Below are 18,326 nucleotides of genomic sequence, written 5' to 3'. Positions count from 1 at the left end.
CCTATTAAGCGAATGGTAACATACGTGAAACTAGACCATGGTCATTTTTATGAACCATCATCTTAGGACGTAGGTGTAACTTACGCTTAGAAGTTTTCTTAGTCAGAATGTGACGAAGATGCGCTTGTTTACGCTTGAAACCGCCAGAAGCAGTCTTTTTGAAACGCTTAGCTGCGCCTCTGTGACTTTTTAGCTTGTAAGCCATTGCAATAACTCCAATTGTATTGCTTTAAATTTAGTAAGAAGGCGTGAGATATATTGCTATAGCTCCACTTTAAAGGCCTAACTTACTGCTATGTTCCGGTGAAAACCCGATATAAATACCGCAGTTTTACTTTAAAACCGGTTAACTCAGGTGGACATTTTCACATCACTTGCAAACCTGAGCTAAATTCGGTGCGTATTATCGCCTAATTATTACTTTTTAGCAACCGGTGCCATCATCATAACCATTTGACGACCTTCAACACGATTTGGGAAAGACTCAACAACTGCTAACTCTTCTAAATCGGTTTTAATACGGTTTAATAATTCGATACCAATTTCTTGGTGAGCCATTTCACGACCACGGAAGCGGATAGTTATCTTAGCTTTATCGCCAGCTTCTAAGAACTTACGTAAGTTGCGCAGCTTAACCTGATAATCGCCTTCATCCGTTCCCGGACGGAATTTGATTTCTTTAATCTGGATTTGCTTTTGCTTCTTCTTCTGCTCTTTTAGTTCTTTGCTTTTTTCAAAGATGAACTTACCGTAGTCCATAACCTTACAAACAGGCGGCTCAGCGTTTGGACTGATCTCTACAAGATCAACACCCGCTGCATCAGCCATAGCTTGCGCGTCTTTTAATGACTGAATTCCAGCTTGTTCGCCGTCGATGTCGATTAAACGAACTTCTAGCGCTGTAATTTCTTCGTTAATACGATTTTTTTGAGCTGTTTGTTGCCCTTTCTTGCCGCCTCTAATGGTACGTTCCTCCAAGAATATCAATAATATAAGCGTGTAGTTGGCCGTTTGTGATTGCCCTACACGCTCGATTTTTACTGTCGATTTTTGATTTCTTCACTGATTTTAGCGATAAAATCATCGACATTAAATTTGCCTAGGTCTTCACCTGTGCGAGTTCGTACTGCTACTTCTTGTTGTTCAACTTCTTTATCGCCAACAACCAGTAAGTAAGGAATACGCTTAAGTGTATGTTCTCGGATTTTAAAGCCAATCTTCTCATTTCTCAAGTCAGCAGCGGCTCTAATTCCAAGTTTATTTAATTTTTGTACAATTTCCTGCACATAAGGTGCTTGTTTATCGGTGATATTCATAATCACCACTTGCTTAGGCGCAAGCCACGTTGGGAATAAACCAGCGTACTCTTCTGTTAAGATACCGATAAAGCGCTCAATAGACCCTAAAATAGCGCGGTGTATCATAACAGGTGTGCGACGTTCGTTATTTTCAGCTACATAAGTAGCGCCCAAACGACCCGGTAATGCAAAATCTAGTTGCACTGTACCACACTGCCACGCTCTGTCTAAGCAATCGTACAAAGTAAATTCAATTTTAGGGCCATAAAACGCCCCTTCACCTGGTAAATAATCAAATTCAATGTCATTTGCTTTAAGTGCGTCAGCAAGTGCAAGCTCTGCTTTGTCCCACATTTCATCTTCGCCAATACGTTGCTCTGGGCGAGTTGAAAGTTTAACTACAATTTTTTCAAAGCCGAATGTTTCATACGTATCGTAAACCATTTTAATACAGGCCGATACTTCATCCATGATTTGCTCTTCAGTACAGAATACATGCGCATCATCTTGAGTAAAGCCACGCACACGCATTAAACCGTGAAGTGCCCCTGATGGCTCATTACGGTGACAACAACCAAACTCTGCCATACGCAGTGGTAAGTCACGGTACGATTTTAAACCTTGGTTGAATATTTGTACGTGGCCCGGGCAATTCATTGGTTTAATTGCGTATTCACGCTTTTCAGATTCAGTGGTAAACATTGCCTCTGAATACTTTTCCCAATGCCCTGATTTTTCCCACAAAGAGCGATCCATCATCATTGGACCTTTCACTTCTTCGTATTGGTACTCACGTAATTTTTCACGCACAAAGTCTTCTAGCTCGCGGTAAATGCTCCAACCATCGTTATGCCAAAATACCATACCTGGCGCTTCTTCTTGCCAGTGCCATAAATCGAGTGCTTTACCTATACGACGGTGATCGCGCTTCTCAGCCTCTTCTAAACGCTTTAAATACGCTTTAAGTTGCTTTTTATCGCCCCATGCTGTGCCGTAAATACGCTGTAGCATTTTGTTTTCAGAATCACCGCGCCAGTATGCGCCGGCCACTTTCATAATTTTAAAGTTTTGACAAAACTTCATGTTTGGCACATGAGGACCACGACACATATCGATGTATTCTTCGTGATGATATAAACCTGGACGGTCATCTTGTGCGATATTTTCGTCTAGTATTTCAATTTTGTATGTTTCGCCACGCGCTGCAAAAGTGTCGCGCGCTTCTTGCCAGCTAACGGTTTTTTTCACTACGTCGTAGTTTGTTTTTGCAAGCTGTAGCATACGTTTTTCAATGGCATCAAGATCATCTTGAGATAACGAATGTTCCATATCAATATCGTAGTAAAAACCGTTATCAATTGTTGGACCAATCGCCATTTTTGCATCAGGGAAAAGTTGTTTAACAGCATGACCAATTAAGTGCGCACACGAGTGGCGAATAATCTCTAGACCATCGTCGTCTTTTGCGGTAATGATCTCAAGACGAGAATCGTCACTAATTAAATCACACGCATCTACGCGTTCGCCATTAACACGACCCGCAATGGTGGCTTTAGCAAGACCTGGGCCTATATCGTTTGCTACATCAAGTGTGCTTACAGGGTTTTCAAAACTACGCTGACTACCGTCAGGAAGAGTAATAACTGGCATTATAAATCCTTACATACAGTGGTGACACCTACAATGTATCACGTGTATTTTTAATTAATTAAATGAGAATGACTCGACAACGCTTTTACGAATAAGCATTGACTATTTTTCGCCAAAAATGGCTAATGTAGATGCTGAGTCTGCTCAACTACAAGAGAGTTATTGTCGCGTGCTGCAGCATTAATTACAAGTTTTAAGCTATTAAAAACCACCCAATTTTACCATAAAAGTGCAATTAATAACGTTTAATAGGAGTCTGTTGGCTTTCTATATTAGGATTTGTTCAATCTAGGGGCGATTTAGTTAAAGCCCGGGAGCTATCACCTGGCGCTAAGTAAAAAATTGAGCAACGCTCACACCTATTTAAAGTAAACAACCCATAGCGCTGTCTTGGCTAAAAAAAGGAGGGCTGCACATTTAGCCGCAAAGATAAACAGACCTTGTTACATCAAAATGACGAATGGACGTTAAGCGCTAACAAAAACACCACTGTAAGTGCTTAAACTCGCATTTTAATGCGTGTTGCGTATAATAACGGGTAATTAAGTTATAGTAGAGATTAGCAATGAGAACATGTGGTGTAGAAATTACCGGTAGTGATGTACTACTTTGTATTTTAAGTAAAGATAATGACGTTTTTGATATTCGTGATGTGCGCCAAACACGCTTTACCTTAGGTAACGGTAACGACACTGAAGTAATGCGTAAGTTTCAGTTTGATTTTGCCAAGTTAATGCAAGATTACCAAATTGATTCGGTTGCCATTCGCGAACGCCAACCTAAAGGTAAGTTTGCTGGCAGCGCTAAAGGATTCAAAATGGAAACCGCTATTCAGTTAATCGATAATCTCGATGTACGCGTGTTTTCAACCACCGAAATAAAAGAACAAGTAAAACGTAATCCGATACCTATCGCGTTTGAAGACACCGGTCTTAAAAAGTATCAAGAAAATGCATTTGTTAATGCTTACGTTTACATCATGAAAAAAACGTATCGCAGCGACGAAATGTAAATTAATTACATCCTTATAAAAACGCGTATTCGCTAGAGAGTACGCGTTTTTTTGTCTTTAAATTCTACATAAAAACAGTAATACCAATTCGCTTAACTAAGTGATCTAATTTGAGGGAGGAAAATCGTGTCGATATCAAAGCAAAAATTTCGTTAGTTAGTTGTTCTAAATGAGAAATTTTAACACAGCTAGCGTCTGATTTGCCCCCTCAAAATGATTTAGTATTATTGCCGATTGGTATAATACATTAGTCTAACCCTCTTCCTTTTGTCGACAATTCGTGTTTATTTAAACAGCAGGCCTCTCAAAAATAAAAACATGGAGTATGTCATGAAAGCGACACAAAAAGTGATAAAAGAAGTAGAGCAAATAAACACTATACCGCTATCAAACAGCTATTTTAAAGGAATTCAGAGCACACCATTAGTAGAACAAACCATAGGCGATTACTTTGACGCCATTGTCGACAATAACCCAGACGCTCTGGCCGTAGTCGTTGCCCATCAAAATATACGTTTAAGCTATAAGCAATTTCAACAGCAGATTAATCAACTTGCTATGGGGTTACTGTCTTTAGGGGTAAAACCTGGTGAACGGGTCGGTATTTGGTCACCGAACAATATACAGTGGTGCTTAACACAATTTGCCACCGCTAAAATAGGTGCCATTATGGTATGCATTAACCCAGCTTACCGCCCTAGTGAACTGCAATATGCACTAAACAGTGTGGAATGCTCTACGCTTATAACCGCCACTGAATTTAAAGGCAGCCACTATATTAATATGCTGCAAAGTTTAGCTCCTGAGCTTAGCGGTTGTAACAAAGGTGAATTAACCGCAGCCAAATTACCCACTTTAAAAAATGTAATTTGTATTGGTGATGAACCCGTCGATGGGATGTTCTCATTTAATGAGGTTATGAGCATGCCCACCGATGCACATAAATTAGAACTGCAAGCGGTGGCCAAAACCCTCGATTGCAATCAAGATATCAATATTCAATTTACCTCTGGCACAACAGGAAACCCTAAAGGGGCTACGTTGACGCATAAAAATATATTGAATAATGCGCTTTTAGTCGCACAAGCTATGCACTTTACTGAGCGCGATAAGCTCTGTATTCCTGTTCCGCTATATCACTGCTTTGGCATGGTATTAGGCAGTTTATTGTGTGTCAGTAAAGGGGCCGCTGCAATTTATCCAAGTGATTCTTTTGATCCAAAAACTACATTAGAGGTGGTACAACAAGAAAAATGCACCGGCCTTCATGGTGTACCCACTATGTTTATCAGCGAGTTAGAGCTTAATAACTTTAACGAGTATGACTTAAGTACACTGCGAACGGGTGTTATGGCAGGCTCAACTTGTCCTGAACAGGTGATGCGTAAAGTACAAACACTCATGAATATGAATCAGGTGGTAATTGCCTATGGGCAAACAGAATGCAGCCCAATTAATAACATTACCGAAACCGACTCTTCTATTGAGCGTCAAGTCACTACGGTTGGCCGAGCACTTGCACACACCGAAGTAAAAATTATTGATGAGGTTGGTGACATTCAAAAAATCGGGCAGCCTGGTGAAGTCTGTAGCCGTGGGGCCGGCATTATGCGTTGCTATTGGAATGATGAAGAGAAAACCAAAGCTACTATCGACAATGAAGGCTGGCTGCACTCGGGCGATTTAGGGGTAATGGACAGTGAGGGCTTTGTCAGCATTGTTGGCAGAATTAAAGACATGATTATTCGTGGTGGTGAAAACATTTATCCGCGTGAAATTGAAGAAGTGCTTTACACCTATCCGGGTATACAAGACGCCGCTATTTTTGGCATTAGTGATGAAAAATTCGGTGAAGAAGTCTGTGCTTGGATCCAACCCAAAGAAGGTGAAGTACTAGATGAGCAAGCAATTCGTCTGTTTTTAAAGGACAAACTCGCCTACTTTAAACAACCTAAATACATTCGCTTTGTTGAAAATTACCCGATGACGGTAACCGGCAAATTGCAAAAATTTAAAATGCGTGAACAAATGCAAGAAGAGCTCGCCGAATCTGCATTTTCGTAATCCGATTCAATGCGAAGCACTATCAGCTTAGTGCTTTGCATTGTCTTACTCAATTTCAGGTTGTTTAGGGTCAACAAAATCGGTAATACTGATATTTCGTCCTGCATTTTTAGCTTTATAAACCCCTACATCAGCTGTTGCTAACAATGATTTTATTGAAGGTCTATATGTCGTGTATTGATCAATTGCAATACCGGCAGAGACAGTAATACGGTTAAAAGGTGAATATTGGTGTGCAATGGGGTCGTCTGCGAAGCACTTAGGTAAGTCACTTAACCAGTCTAGCTCATTCGCTTGCAATGTTTTTACCAATATGAATTCTTCACCACCAAAGCGCACCACAATATCAGCGTCACAATGTTTTAATCGGTTTGCTACTGCTATTAGTACGTTATCTCCCTCTAAGTGGCCGTAGTTATCGTTATATTTTTTAAAATAGTCGATATCAATCATGGCTAACCCTAAATATTGTGATGGCGCTAACTTGTTAATTAATGCTTTACAGCGCCGATCAAAACTATGCCGATTATGCATACCTGTTAACTGATCGGTGTTAGCTTTTTCCGTTTCAAATAACTCCGCTTTATATTGCTTTCTTAATAAGGTATCTAGTTGATATTGCACAATAGCCAATACAATCACCATGCTAAAATAAAAATAAAGTGTCCATACAATCGAAGTAGAAGAAAAAAGCTCAATAAATATCAAGGCAATGCCGATTATTGACCATAAAACCAGTTTATGTCCTAAGTGCAGCATCGGTATGGCTATAAATGCAGCCGCTACAAGCATAGGCCCTCCCTCTTTCAACTCACCGTAACGCTGAACATATACCCAGAAGAAATAACTAAATAAAAAACAAAATAAAACCGCATAAATAAAAAAGCGCGAATGTAAGTACTCTGAACTTAGTGTTTTATTTATAATAATCAGAACTATCGATAGCAATACCATAACTACACGTAAAATTGTTATGGTTGAATTAGCAGGCTCTTGTTGATTAAACCAAGCCATAAAAATAAAAGACAATAAAAAAAGTGTTACAAGGTAGAGTGATGCATCAGCAAGGCGCATTGAGCTTTTATTAAGTTGATTTTGGAAGTCGTGCTCTGTCGCACTTGAAAAATAAAAAATTGCGGGAATAAGTCGCACCTGCACTCTCCTTAATAAGCTCACTGATCCTTATCCACACTATAGTTTATTGTTATTAATTAGCGAGTTAAATTTACCTTATTAAATAATATTATACATTATTTTTGCTATATCCTGAACAATTCTTATTCAGGATATAACGAATAAAAGTAGAGAGTTAATTAAATAGCAGAGGCGCTACTATACAACGCCTTGTTCAATCATTGCATCGGCTACACGTCTAAAACCGGCGATGTTAGCGCCTAGTAATAGATTACCGGGCTGATCAAATTCTTTTGCGGTATCGCTTGCTGTTGTGAAAATATCTTTCATTATTTGCTTGAGCTTTTCATCAACTTCTTCAAACGTCCAGCTTTGCATACTGGCATTTTGCGCCATTTCTAGTTGGCTGGTTGCCACGCCACCGGCATTAGCCGCTTTACCCGGGCCATAAGCTATTTTTGCTTCAATAAAGCAATCAATCGCTTCTTTGGTTGAGGGCATATTGGCACCTTCACATACTAATTTACAGCCATTATCAAGTAGCGCTTTTGCATCCGCTTCGGTCAATTCATTTTGCGTGGCGCAAGGGAATGCCGCATCCGCACTGTAGCGCCATACCGTATGACCATCCTCTGGGTAGTCATCGCGAGGCGTATACTTGGCTTGTGAATGACTATCTAAATAGTCACTTAAACACCCTCTTGATTGCTCTTTGAGCTGTTTTATCAGCTTTAAATCAATACCATTCTCATCATATAAAGTGCCTTTAGAGTCACTACAGGTAATTGGCGTTGCACCAAGTTGATATAACTTTTCCATGGCATAAATAGCCACATTACCAGAGCCTGAAATTAAACAGCGCTTACCTGATAAGCTATCGTTACGCTCTTCAAGCATATTATTAGCAAAATAGGCAGCGCCATAGCCTGTGGCCTCTTTACGGGCAAGCGATCCACCCCAAAGTAAACTCTTACCCGTTAGCACCCCTTCATAACGCCCTGTTAAGCGTTTGTATTGACCAAACATATAGCCAATCTCTCTGGCACCTACGCCAATATCGCCGGCAGGTACATCGGTAGTCGGGCCAATATGGCGGTATAGCTCGTTCATAAAGGATTGGCAAAAACGCATAATTTCGCCATCAGAGCGTCCTTTAGGATCAAAGTTCGCACCGCCTTTTCCCCCACCAATAGGCAAACCTGTTAGTGCATTTTTAAAAATTTGTTCAAAGCCTAAAAACTTTATAATGCTGGCATTTACACTCGGGTGAAAACGTAAGCCGCCTTTGTAAGGCCCTAACGCCGAATTAAATTCAATACGGTAGCCTTTATTCACTTGAATATTGCCCTCATCGTCAACCCAAGGCACACGAAACATTAGTTGGCGCTCTGGCTCTACCATTCTTTGAATAATTGCTTGTTGTTGGTAATGACTTGTTTGCGCAAATACAGGTTCAAGTGAGTCAAGCACTTCTTCCACTGCTTGATAAAACTCACATTGCGCAGGGCTCGTTTGTTTTAACTGCGCAATGGTTGTGTGTATATAATTCATATTTATTCTTCCATGTAGGTATTTTTTAATTTGAAATAGGAAAAATGATCAATGCTATTGTTAGTGAAGAAATTAATTATCCGATCATTATTTTCACACTTTAACATCATAGATAAACTGGATGCACGTGTTTGATGTTGAATTAAATTGTTGTTTCTTTTGTATAAAAACCCATTAAAAAAGAATTTATATGCTAAAAACACCCATTTGAATGAATAACACGTTAAAAGTATTAAAAAAATAGTAAAACAAAATACGAGTCTACATTTTTACGAGAGCGACAAAATAAAATGCTTTATGAGACTGAAGTTGTAGAAGGATAGACTGATAATTGAGTAAATGTGGAGAGGTCAAAATGGAGGTTGTATTCAACCTCCATAAAATGCATTAAGCTTTTTCGCCATCTGGGCGAAAAGTACGCTGTACACCGGTTAAAAATAAACGCAAGATTTGATCGTTACACACACGGTAATGCTTGTTTTCAACTTTACGTGAAAATGCGCTTAGCTCATGTTTACTTAAATCAAAATCAACCAACGCCAAGGTCGCGATCACGTCTTCTGCTTTCATATTTAAAGCAATACGTAGCTTCATAAAAATAATATTGTTGTTCAATTTACTTTCAGGCTCTGGCTGCTCACCTTCACGCTTGCCGCGCTTGGTATTTATAAAACCATTTAAAAACACAGCAAACTCAGTATCACTTATTGGGGTATACCCAGGCTCGCCCTCTTTAGTTAACCATGCAATCACATGCTCAGTGCTTACGCTCTGCGCTGCTGCGGCGAAAACATCAACCATAGCTGAATCAGTTAAATCAAAGGTGTAGCGAATACGGCGTAAAATATCGTTATTTGTCAAAGTAAATCCCAAGGTAAATAAGCGCTCAGCAAACAAAAGCTGTTTAGTAGCGGCGCAGTTTATCAGAGTTACACTAAGCACCCTATTAAATACTGTGTTTAATTACCCAATACCTTTGCCGGATCTACGCGTGTTGCTTGCCATGCTGGATATAGCGTAGCAAATATCGCAAGCACAAAGGTGGCTATAACGGTCAACACAATATCTTGCCAAACTAATTTACTGGGCAAAAATTCGATAAAGTACACACCTTCTAGCGGGTTTTCACCCAGTAATAAGCTCAGCCAAGTAAATAGCTCACTAATATTAATTGCTAAAATCACGCCAACAATTGAGCCTAAAAGTACACCCACAAATGCTTGGGTTAAGCCTTGCATGACAAAAGTAGCCAATATGGTACTGTCTTTGGCACCCATGGTTTTTAAAATAGCAATATTGCCTTCTTTTTCACGCACTTCCATTACCAGTGAAGACACAATATTGAAACTCGCCACCGCGATAATTAAAAACACCACAATATAAACAATCGTGCGCACCATTTGAATATCTTGATACAAGCTACCTTGCGTTCTGAGCCAACTCGAAATATACACATAATCGGTAATGGTCTGGCCAACACGAAGCGCTATTTGATGCGCCGAAAACACATCATCAACACGCAAGCGTAACCCTGTTACTTGGCTTTGATCATAGCCTAAGGTTTGTTGTGCTTTGTTAAGATGAATAAAAGCAGCGCTGCTGTCGATTGGTCCGCCCATTTCTATAATGCCGGCAAGCGTGAGGGTAACGCGTTTTGGGGCGAGTAATGACTGGCCTTTTTCACTAATTTGCGGGATTAACAAGGTCACATTATCACCTAATGCGATATTAAGTTGCTTAACAATTTGCTTGCCTAAAATAACATCATCACCTGTTAACTGGCTGACTAATTTACCTTGTGTAAATTGGTTTATGGCTGACACATCACCTTCCAACGAAGGCTCAACACCTCGGATCTCAACCGCTTTTAATTGGCTTTTAAATTGCGCCATCCCATTAACAGCAATAAATGGGGCTGCGCCCGTTACGTGTGGTTGCTGTTTTAACTTTTCGACTTTAGTGGGCCAATCGGCAATCGGCCTACTTGGGGCAACATATTCAACTTGCGGCACTACACTCAATAAGCGATGCACTAATTGCTGCTCAAAACCATTGATCACCGATAACGCCACAATTAACACGGCAACACCAAGTAAAATACCGATAGTGGATGCTTTGGCTATAAAACTTACAAAGGCATTTTTTTCATCTTTATGGCCTGAATAGGCTCTAAAGCGTTTACTAATAAAGGCACTAAGCAACATGGCTAGACTCTTTTATTGATAGTTTACCATCATCTAAGTACGCTATCTTACCCAGCTTATCAGCCAGCTCTAAATCATGAGTAACCACCACAAAGCTGGTATTTAAACTTTTATTTAACTCATTAATTAAATCGTAAATTTTAATCGCATTTTGCTTATCTAAATTACCCGTTGGCTCATCAGCAAGCACCAGCGCAGGCTCTGTCACTAAAGCGCGTGCAATGGCAACACGCTGACGTTCACCACCAGAAAGAGCCGAAGGCTTATGGCTACTTCTATGTGCAAGGCCTACCTTATCTAGCATGTTAAGTGCTTTCTTATTGGCTTCTTTTGCGCTCAACCCTTTTATGAGTAATGGCATGGCAACGTTTTCAACCGCACTAAATTCCATTAATAAATGGTGGAACTGATAAATAAACCCTAAGTTTTTATTTCTGAAAGCCGCTTGCTGCGAGCGAGATAACTTAGCAACGTCTTGGTTTTTTATTTTTGCACTACCCGCACTGGCCGTGTCTAAGGTGCCTAAAATATGTAACAAGGTGCTTTTACCTGAACCTGAGCTGCCTACAATTGCCAGCATTTCACCTTGCGTTAGGGCTAAATCAACGCCTTTTAATACCTCAACCTGATTTTGCCCGTCTTGGTACACTTTACTTATTTTTTCACAACTAATTACTAAATCATTCATAACGTAATACCTCTGCTGGGTTTACTTTAGCGGCTTGGCGTGCTGGGTATAAAGTCGCTAAAAAGCTCATTGCTAAGCTTAAAACGGCAATAACACTTAAACTAACCACATCAAATTTGACGGGGAGTGAAATTCCCGATAGTAAATTTAAACCAACCAAAGCCAGCAGTTCATTTATATATAAACTTAATAAAAGACCTAAAAAAGCACCCACGGCCGTGCCAATTACTCCGTTATAGAGCCCTTGTACCATAAATACGGTTTGCACTTGGCTTGGTGTGAGTCCTAATGTTTGCAAAATTGCTACTTCGCTTTGTTTTTCACTGACCATCATGGTCAGTGCCGATACAATATTAAATACCGCCACCAGCACAATTAAGCCAAGGAGCATAGACATGATGCGTTTTTCCATCGCAACGGCGGCAAATAAAGTGCCTTGACTGCTTCTCCAGTCGGTGAGTTTAAAGTCATTGAGTATGTGTTGGCTGTCTTGCATAAATTGGTCAAGTGCAAACGGCTCATGCAGTGACACGCTTAAATTAGGTACCGTATTGTTGCTAAGTTTTAAAACCCGTTGTAGTGATACGCCACTGGTAAATGCCAGTCCCATGTCTATTTCGGAGCCAGTTTCATAGATAGCAGCAATTTTAAATAAACGTTGGCTTGGCATGCGCCCAAGTGGGGTGTACGTAGATGCGTTAGGCATAATTACACGTAACTTATCACCTAAGCCAACGCCAAGTTTGCGGCTTAAATAACGACTTATTGCAATATTATAATTATTATTTAGTACGCTTTGCCAATTGCCTTGCACTATTTTGTCGGTGATTTTATACAGCGAGCCGTTATTGTCGTAAAGCCCTTGTAATAACACCCCGTGAAGATCTTTATTGGTTTGCAATATGGCTTCACCGTGGCGGTACAAACTAACATGATCAACATACGGTGATTGCTCAAGCGCAGATTTTAACGAATTCATTTGCGCTTTGGAGTGATCTTTGGCTTGCACTTCAACGTGTGGAATAAGCCCCAACATATTTGATTTTAAACTACTCTCAAAGCCGTTCATTACACTGCTGACCGTAAAAAGCGCCATTAAACCAATCGCTATACCTGCAATAGAAAAAAACGAAATGAACGAAATAAACGCATTGCCTTTAGAGGAGCGGCTATATCTGAGTCCGATAAACAGGCTAACAGGTTGAAACATATTAATTAAAACATTAATGCCAAAAGTGTGGCGTTATAGTAGCACGAACTCAGCGCAATTGAATATCACCATAAATGTAAGAAATAATTTATAAATCTGATACTTGGCTATATTTTAAACAAGCCAGTAAACCCTGCTAAACTTTCAGCCCTGTTACTAAGTAATCAAGTAATACCCGCACATTAGTAGCCACAAATTGCCGTGGCGGATATAGACCCCACACGCCCTCTTGTTGTGGTTGGTATGCAGTTAATATAGGCACTAAATGACCGGATTTAATTTCATTTTCAATATAGTAATCAGGCAACTGAACAATACCCAAACCTTTTTTAGCGCCGTCAACCAGTGCCCAGCCGCTATTACAATGCAATCGCCCTGCTACCTTAATATGTTTATCACGATTATTTTCATTTACTCGCCAATAACTACTATTTCCAATTAAACATTGATGATTATTAAGCTCCCCCAAAGTGTGAGGCTCACCAAAACGCGCTAAATATGCAGGTGAAGCACACATAATAAATCGTCGCGAGCTCAAGCGCCGCGCTTTTAAGCTTGAATCTTTTAAATGGCCTAGTCGAATGGCTAAATCAAAGCCTCCCTCTAATAAGTTTTCTTGCTCGTTAGAGAGCGTTGCGATTACTTCTACCTCTGGGTGATCATGCATAAATGAATGCACAATGGGCATAATAAAACTTTCACCATACATAACCGGTGCTGTTAATTTAATTTTACCTTTAGGTGAGGTTTGTACCGATGCTAAGCCTTGAGTGGCCTCGTCCATTGCGTGCTGTAAATGTTTAACTTGGTGTAAAAACTGCTCGCCCTCTTTGGTTAACACAACCTTTCGAGTGGTACGTGTTAATAATTGCGTATTTAACCGTTGTTCTAGCTTTGTAACATGGCGGCTAATATGAGCAACCGATAAACCTAACGTCTGTGCAGCTTGGGTAAAACTTCCCTCTTCGCCAACAGCAATAAACTCATCAATACCTTCCCAACGCATAATTATTACCATACTGTAAAAGTGTTTTATTAAATTGAAGATTATCATTATCTGAGAAACAAATACAATAACCTCATCACCCAAACAGTATGGGTCTACAATTCATATTCAAACCACTACAAAGGATATACACATGTCTGAATTTATAAAATCAAAAGCAGCGATTGCCTGGGGTCCTAATCAGCCTTTAAGCGTTGAAGAAGTTGATGTGATGATGCCTAAAAAAGGCGAAGTAATGGTAAAAATCACTGCCACTGGTGTATGCCATACAGACGCTTTTACTTTATCAGGTGAAGATCCTGAAGGTATTTTCCCCGCTATTTTAGGTCATGAAGGCGCTGGGGTGGTTTACGCTGTGGGCGAAGGCGTTTCAAGTGTAGAAGTTGGCGATCACGTTATTCCTTTATACACCGCAGAATGTGGTGAATGTAAAATGTGTACTTCAGGTAAAACAAACTTGTGTTCAGCAGTTCGCGAAACGCAAGGTAAAGGCTTAATGCCAGATGGCACCACTCGCTTTTTCAAAGATGGCGAGCCTATTTACCACTATATGGGTACATCTACATTTTCTGAATACACAGTATTGCCAGAAATCTCATTGGCTAAAGTAAACAAAGAAGCGTCGTTAGAAGAAATTTGTTTATTAGGCTGTGGTGTTACTACCGGTATGGGCGCTGTAACAAATACGGCTAAAGTAAAAGCGGGCGATACGGTGGCTATTTTTGGTTTAGGCGGTATTGGTTTATCTGCCATTATTGGCGCTAAAATGGCTGGTGCAAGTCGTATTATTGGTATTGATATTAATACCTCTAAATTTGACTTGGCGACCAAACTAGGTGCTACCGACTTAATTAATCCAAAAGACTTTGACAAGCCAATTCAAGAAGTCATTGTTGAGATGACCGATGGCGGTGTTGATTACTCATTTGAATGTATTGGTAATGTTGATGTAATGCGCTCTGCGCTTGAGTGTTGTCATAAGGGTTGGGGAGAGTCTGTGATTATTGGTGTAGCCGGTGCTGGCCAAGAAATTTCAACTCGTCCGTTCCAACTTGTTACTGGCCGTGTATGGCGTGGTAGCGCATTTGGTGGTGTTAAAGGCCGCTCACAACTTCCTGAAATTGTAGAGCGTTACATGGCGGGTGAATTTGCGCTAAACGACTTTATCACTCATACCATGAGCCTAGAAGAAATTAACGATGCCTTTGATTTAATGCATGAAGGTAAAAGTATTCGTACTGTAATTCATTACTAATACGCTCATTTCACTTAATTCCCATCACAAGCCGTTGCTATTAAGTACCGGCTTTTAAGGATTGTTATGTTAGAAAATATTTCAACAGCTAAAGTGGCTGGCGGATGGCATAAGCAATACAGCCATAGCGCCTCAAGCACTCGTTGTACTATGCGTTTTGCAGTTTTTTTACCGCCAGGCGCCAGTGAAACCAATAAGGTGCCGGTACTGTACTGGTTATCAGGTTTAACCTGTACCGATGAAAACTTTATGCAAAAAGCAGGCGCATTTAAAAAAGCAGCGGAGCTGGGTATCGCCATTGTAGCGCCAGATACGAGCCCACGTGGTGATAACGTGCCAAACGAAGACAGCTATGATTTTGCACAAGGTGCTGGGTTTTACCTTAATGCCACAAAAGCGCCCTACAACACCCATTTTAATATGTATGATTACGTTGTTAATGAGTTACCGGCACTAATTGAGCAACACTTTCCTGTTACAGATAAAAAAGCAATTAGTGGTCATTCAATGGGCGGGCACGGCGCATTGATGATTGCACTTAAAAACCCACAATCGTACACCAGCGCTTCGGCATTTAGTCCTATTGTTAATCCTATGGCGTGTCCGTGGGGTGTAAAAGCATTTACAGGCTACTTAGGCGACGACAAAACAACGTGGACACACTACGATACTTGCGAATTAATGCAACAAGCCGAGCAAGCTAACTATTTACCTATGCTGGTAAGCCAAGGTGATGCTGATAACTTTTTAGAAGAACAGCTTAAGCCGCAAAATTTGGTCGATATCGCTAATAAAAAAGCGTATCCGCTGCAGCTCGAAATGCACGCTGGCTACGATCATAGTTACTTTTTTATTAGTAGCTTTATAGACCAACACTTATTATTTCATCATCAGTTTTTATCGGCTTAGATTCATTACTGTGTAGAGTAGATTTATCTACTTCTACACATTCTTTTAAGACCTTAGTAACCTGCCTACATTTTTTAATCACACCGTTATCTTCTTTTATAAATTCAATTATGGCTTTATCAGTTTCGTAACCAAGTTTGCTAAAACTAAAACTATCTTTATCCTTTACAAAATTATTAGTGCTATTGATGTTTAACTTGGATCTCGCCTTTTCATCCAGAAATATACCCATTACTGTGCAACCACTTAATACATTTAAAAAGATAATAATTAATAAAATGCGCATGTAAACTCTCGTTGCAAATAAGCCAAATTATATACGACTTAAAAAAGGAGTGTTGTAAAAATATGTAAGCCCCACAATTTTACATAATAGAGTTTGCTTGTGTGGTACGCAGCTGAAATTCATTGCTGGGTAAAAACGCACTTTATTGTGTAAATATTGCTAACGCCACTCATCCCCCTCGATAAAACAAAGGTAACACAATGATTTTATTTAAATTAATACCTTGGTTCAATTTTTGCTACTTATTTAAAATTTATCCGTGGAAATAGCAATGGAAATTGATCTACAGTGGAGAGACATTATTGATAACTTGATTCATCTTGGCATGGCGTATTTACTTGCCCTGCCAATGGCATATGATAGAGAGCATAGCCATAATGGTGCAGGTCTGAGAACGTTTCCTTTAGTTGCCGTCGCATCATGTGGTTATGCACTGATTGCTATGTCAGTTTTGGAGGGCGCAGAGGCGCAATCTAAAATGTTACAAGGTATTATTACTGGTATTGGTTTTATTGGTGGCGGCGCTATTTTAAAAAATAACCAGTCTACATCTGGAACAGCAACAGCTGCGAGTATTTGGAATATGGGTTTAATTGGTATCGCTATTGCGTACAGCCGCTATGAAATAGCTATTTTGTTGGCAGTAATAAACTTCATAACGCTTAGGTATGTTAAAAAATTTAAATAATGAAAATTATAATTAATTGCATAGCGCTGACGCGATCACTCTGTTAAATTCAATCTTCAAACTCGCCTTTTGATATAATATAACATATAATCAAGTTCATTTTTTCATTCTTGTTAATTGTATTTTATGTCATTATCTTTATCGCAAAGTCGCTTGCATCATATTGATCTATTACGCGGCATTATCATCATATTTATGGTGATAGATCACGGCATGTATTATTGTCTAAATTATTCAGTAACTGATCCCATGACCATACCCGGAACAGATGCGCTTACTTTTTTCACACGCTTTATATCGCATTTCTGTGCGCCATTATTTGTATTTTTAGCAGGCCTCTCTGCCGCTATTACAGAGCATAAATACGCGTGTACTCGTCAGTTTGCTAACGCTTTAATAGTTCGAGGCTTAGTGCTTATTTTATTTGAGTTTACAATTGTGTCATGGTCATGGAGTTTTAACCCTCTTTTCCCGATGTTATATGCTCAAGTAATTTGGGCGATTGGCTGGGGCTTTGTGGTGCTTGGCTTGCTTCGCTTAACAGGTATATACCCTGTATTTATAGCTGGCTTATTACTGGTATTTGGTCATAACTTACTTGATGGCATTACCTTTGAAAGTAACACCATCGCGCATACACTGTGGTCTATCGTTCATCAAAAAAATGTATTAGCACTGCCGTTTGGTTTTTCTATTAGAACGACATACCCCGTTGCGCCTATTGCTGGACTCATGTGTTTGGCTTATTGTGCAGGTGTATATTATAAATCTCAGCATTATAGTAAAAAAGTGATGAATTACGCGTTTATTATGGGTATGAGCTGCCTAGCACTTTATTCAATACTACGCGGCTTTAATTTATACGGTGATATGTCACAGTTTTCTACACATACAGCTCCACTGCTGACTATTATGTCGTTTTTAAATCCGACTAAATATCCGTTGTCGTTACAATTTATGTTACTTACTGTAGGGCTTGGTTTAATTGCGCTAAAACTGTTGAGCCACTTAAAGGCTAGTTTTTCGCAAAATTTTCTGCAAGTACTAGGTAAAACCAGCATGTTTTCCTACCTCACTCACTTGTATTTGCTACATGCTATCAGTTGGCTTTTAATACCTGCTCTTGGTTTTAACTTTAGTGATATGACCTATGGTGAAACCCTTGTTGGCTTACCATCAGGGTATGGTATGAGTTATATTGCAACCATGGCGATGATAGCTGTAGTGGTTGTGCTTACCGCCCTACTCGCTAAGCGCTACTTAAACTGGAAATATCGTAATAAAAACAGCCTGATTGCTAAATATATTTAGTAATCGCCCCCACAATATATTGTGGGGGAAATACTCGATAAAATGTTTCGTCACTTTATC

17 protein-coding genes are annotated in these 18,326 nt (G+C 39.7%); 6 read left to right on the top strand and 11 right to left on the bottom strand.

Annotated elements, in window-relative coordinates:
- Positions 1-4: 4 nt before the first annotated feature.
- From rpmI to thrS, 3 genes are all read right to left on the bottom strand, one after another.
- Positions 5-205, bottom strand: a complete 201-nt coding sequence (gene rpmI / locus QL984_RS03225; RefSeq protein WP_004587840.1) for a 50S ribosomal protein L35 — start codon at positions 203-205, stop codon at positions 5-7.
- Positions 206-417: 212 nt separating this feature from the next.
- Positions 418-978 carry a translation initiation factor IF-3 gene (gene infC / locus QL984_RS03220; protein WP_008110479.1) on the bottom strand — a complete coding sequence of 187 codons (561 nt, stop codon included), beginning with the start codon at positions 976-978 and terminating at the stop codon, positions 418-420.
- A 59-nt stretch (positions 979-1,037) separates the two neighbouring features.
- Complete coding sequence (thrS, locus tag QL984_RS03215) at positions 1,038-2,948, bottom strand: threonine--tRNA ligase (RefSeq protein WP_024601037.1); 1,911 nt, start codon at positions 2,946-2,948, stop codon at positions 1,038-1,040.
- Positions 2,949-3,513: 565 nt separating this feature from the next.
- Between thrS and QL984_RS03210 the strand changes: the two genes are divergently transcribed.
- Together QL984_RS03210 and QL984_RS03205 are read left to right on the top strand one after the other, a co-directional pair.
- Entirely contained in the window at positions 3,514-3,960 is a 447-nt protein-coding gene (locus tag QL984_RS03210) for a DUF3010 family protein (protein WP_008110482.1), read from the top strand.
- Positions 3,961-4,290: 330 nt separating this feature from the next.
- Complete coding sequence (locus QL984_RS03205) at positions 4,291-6,024, top strand: AMP-binding protein (RefSeq protein ID WP_058154554.1); 1,734 nt, start codon at positions 4,291-4,293, stop codon at positions 6,022-6,024.
- A gap of 45 nt (positions 6,025-6,069) precedes the next feature.
- Here QL984_RS03205 and QL984_RS03200 read toward each other — a convergent pair whose 3' ends face one another.
- The 7 genes from QL984_RS03200 to QL984_RS03170 form a co-directional block, all read right to left on the bottom strand.
- Positions 6,070-7,176: a diguanylate cyclase gene (locus tag QL984_RS03200; RefSeq protein WP_024601039.1), complete on the bottom strand. Its 1,107-nt coding sequence runs from the start codon at positions 7,174-7,176 to the stop codon at positions 6,070-6,072.
- 180 nt (positions 7,177-7,356) lie between these two features.
- Complete coding sequence (gdhA, locus tag QL984_RS03195; protein WP_028835295.1) at positions 7,357-8,709, bottom strand: NADP-specific glutamate dehydrogenase; 1,353 nt, start codon at positions 8,707-8,709, stop codon at positions 7,357-7,359.
- A 387-nt stretch (positions 8,710-9,096) separates the two neighbouring features.
- Positions 9,097-9,570: a DUF1456 family protein gene (locus tag QL984_RS03190; protein WP_036956525.1), complete on the bottom strand. Its 474-nt coding sequence runs from the start codon at positions 9,568-9,570 to the stop codon at positions 9,097-9,099.
- 98 nt (positions 9,571-9,668) lie between these two features.
- Positions 9,669-10,913, bottom strand: a complete 1,245-nt coding sequence (locus QL984_RS03185) for a lipoprotein-releasing ABC transporter permease subunit (RefSeq protein WP_013464854.1) — start codon at positions 10,911-10,913, stop codon at positions 9,669-9,671.
- On the bottom strand, positions 10,903-11,601 hold the full coding sequence (gene lolD / locus QL984_RS03180) for a lipoprotein-releasing ABC transporter ATP-binding protein LolD (protein WP_008110493.1): 699 nt from the start codon (positions 11,599-11,601) through the stop codon (positions 10,903-10,905). Before lolD ends, QL984_RS03185 begins: the two co-directional genes overlap by 11 nt.
- Positions 11,594-12,811, bottom strand: coding sequence for a lipoprotein-releasing ABC transporter permease subunit (locus QL984_RS03175; protein WP_024601043.1), 1,218 nt, complete (start codon positions 12,809-12,811; stop codon positions 11,594-11,596). The genes lolD and QL984_RS03175 overlap by 8 nt, the downstream gene beginning before the upstream one ends.
- Before the next feature lie 136 nt (positions 12,812-12,947).
- Positions 12,948-13,820: a LysR family transcriptional regulator gene (locus tag QL984_RS03170; protein ID WP_171046528.1), complete on the bottom strand. Its 873-nt coding sequence runs from the start codon at positions 13,818-13,820 to the stop codon at positions 12,948-12,950.
- Between the two features lie 130 nt (positions 13,821-13,950).
- On the opposite strand from QL984_RS03170, the gene QL984_RS03165 reads away from it, so the two are divergent.
- Positions 13,951-15,072, top strand: a complete 1,122-nt coding sequence (locus tag QL984_RS03165; protein WP_013464850.1) for an S-(hydroxymethyl)glutathione dehydrogenase/class III alcohol dehydrogenase — start codon at positions 13,951-13,953, stop codon at positions 15,070-15,072.
- A gap of 66 nt (positions 15,073-15,138) precedes the next feature.
- Positions 15,139-15,981, top strand: coding sequence for an S-formylglutathione hydrolase (gene fghA / locus QL984_RS03160; protein ID WP_036956439.1), 843 nt, complete (start codon positions 15,139-15,141; stop codon positions 15,979-15,981).
- Here fghA and QL984_RS03155 read toward each other — a convergent pair.
- Complete coding sequence (locus tag QL984_RS03155) at positions 15,935-16,267, bottom strand: hypothetical protein (RefSeq protein WP_128583585.1); 333 nt, start codon at positions 16,265-16,267, stop codon at positions 15,935-15,937. The two genes, fghA and QL984_RS03155, sit on opposite strands and share 47 nt — an antisense overlap.
- Before the next feature lie 271 nt (positions 16,268-16,538).
- On the opposite strand from QL984_RS03155, the gene QL984_RS03150 reads away from it, so the two are divergent.
- Together QL984_RS03150 and QL984_RS03145 are read left to right on the top strand one after the other, a co-directional pair.
- Complete coding sequence (locus QL984_RS03150; protein WP_013464847.1) at positions 16,539-16,955, top strand: MgtC/SapB family protein; 417 nt, start codon at positions 16,539-16,541, stop codon at positions 16,953-16,955.
- A gap of 126 nt (positions 16,956-17,081) precedes the next feature.
- Complete coding sequence (locus QL984_RS03145) at positions 17,082-18,266, top strand: heparan-alpha-glucosaminide N-acetyltransferase domain-containing protein (protein WP_036956438.1); 1,185 nt, start codon at positions 17,082-17,084, stop codon at positions 18,264-18,266.
- The last annotated feature ends 60 nt before the right edge of the window (positions 18,267-18,326 follow it).

The sequence above is a fragment of the Pseudoalteromonas sp. APC 3495 genome (assembly GCF_030407645.1).
Taxonomy (GTDB): domain Bacteria; phylum Pseudomonadota; class Gammaproteobacteria; order Enterobacterales; family Alteromonadaceae; genus Pseudoalteromonas; species Pseudoalteromonas tetraodonis.
Note: the sequence above shows the minus strand (reverse complement) of the source record. Positions and strands in the feature narration are given on the sequence as shown.

Excerpts from the sequence above, each read along its gene's own strand:
- thrS (WP_024601037.1), bottom strand. The coding sequence starts at position 2,948 with ATGCCAGTTATTACTCTTCCTGACGGTAGTCAGCGTAGTTTTGAAAAC.
- QL984_RS03175 (WP_024601043.1), bottom strand. The coding sequence starts at position 12,811 with ATGTTTCAACCTGTTAGCCTGTTTATCGGACTCAGATATAGCCGCTCC.
- rpmI (WP_004587840.1), bottom strand. The coding sequence starts at position 205 with ATGGCTTACAAGCTAAAAAGTCACAGAGGCGCAGCTAAGCGTTTCAAA.
- fghA (WP_036956439.1), top strand. The coding sequence starts at position 15,139 with ATGTTAGAAAATATTTCAACAGCTAAAGTGGCTGGCGGATGGCATAAG.
- gdhA (WP_028835295.1), bottom strand. The coding sequence starts at position 8,709 with ATGAATTATATACACACAACCATTGCGCAGTTAAAACAAACGAGCCCT.
- QL984_RS03165 (WP_013464850.1), top strand. The coding sequence starts at position 13,951 with ATGTCTGAATTTATAAAATCAAAAGCAGCGATTGCCTGGGGTCCTAAT.
- QL984_RS03205 (WP_058154554.1), top strand. The coding sequence starts at position 4,291 with ATGAAAGCGACACAAAAAGTGATAAAAGAAGTAGAGCAAATAAACACT.
- QL984_RS03185 (WP_013464854.1), bottom strand. The coding sequence starts at position 10,913 with ATGTTGCTTAGTGCCTTTATTAGTAAACGCTTTAGAGCCTATTCAGGC.
- lolD (WP_008110493.1), bottom strand. The coding sequence starts at position 11,601 with ATGAATGATTTAGTAATTAGTTGTGAAAAAATAAGTAAAGTGTACCAA.
- QL984_RS03155 (WP_128583585.1), bottom strand. The coding sequence starts at position 16,267 with ATGCGCATTTTATTAATTATTATCTTTTTAAATGTATTAAGTGGTTGC.
- QL984_RS03150 (WP_013464847.1), top strand. The coding sequence starts at position 16,539 with ATGGAAATTGATCTACAGTGGAGAGACATTATTGATAACTTGATTCAT.
- QL984_RS03145 (WP_036956438.1), top strand. The coding sequence starts at position 17,082 with ATGTCATTATCTTTATCGCAAAGTCGCTTGCATCATATTGATCTATTA.
- QL984_RS03210 (WP_008110482.1), top strand. The coding sequence starts at position 3,514 with ATGAGAACATGTGGTGTAGAAATTACCGGTAGTGATGTACTACTTTGT.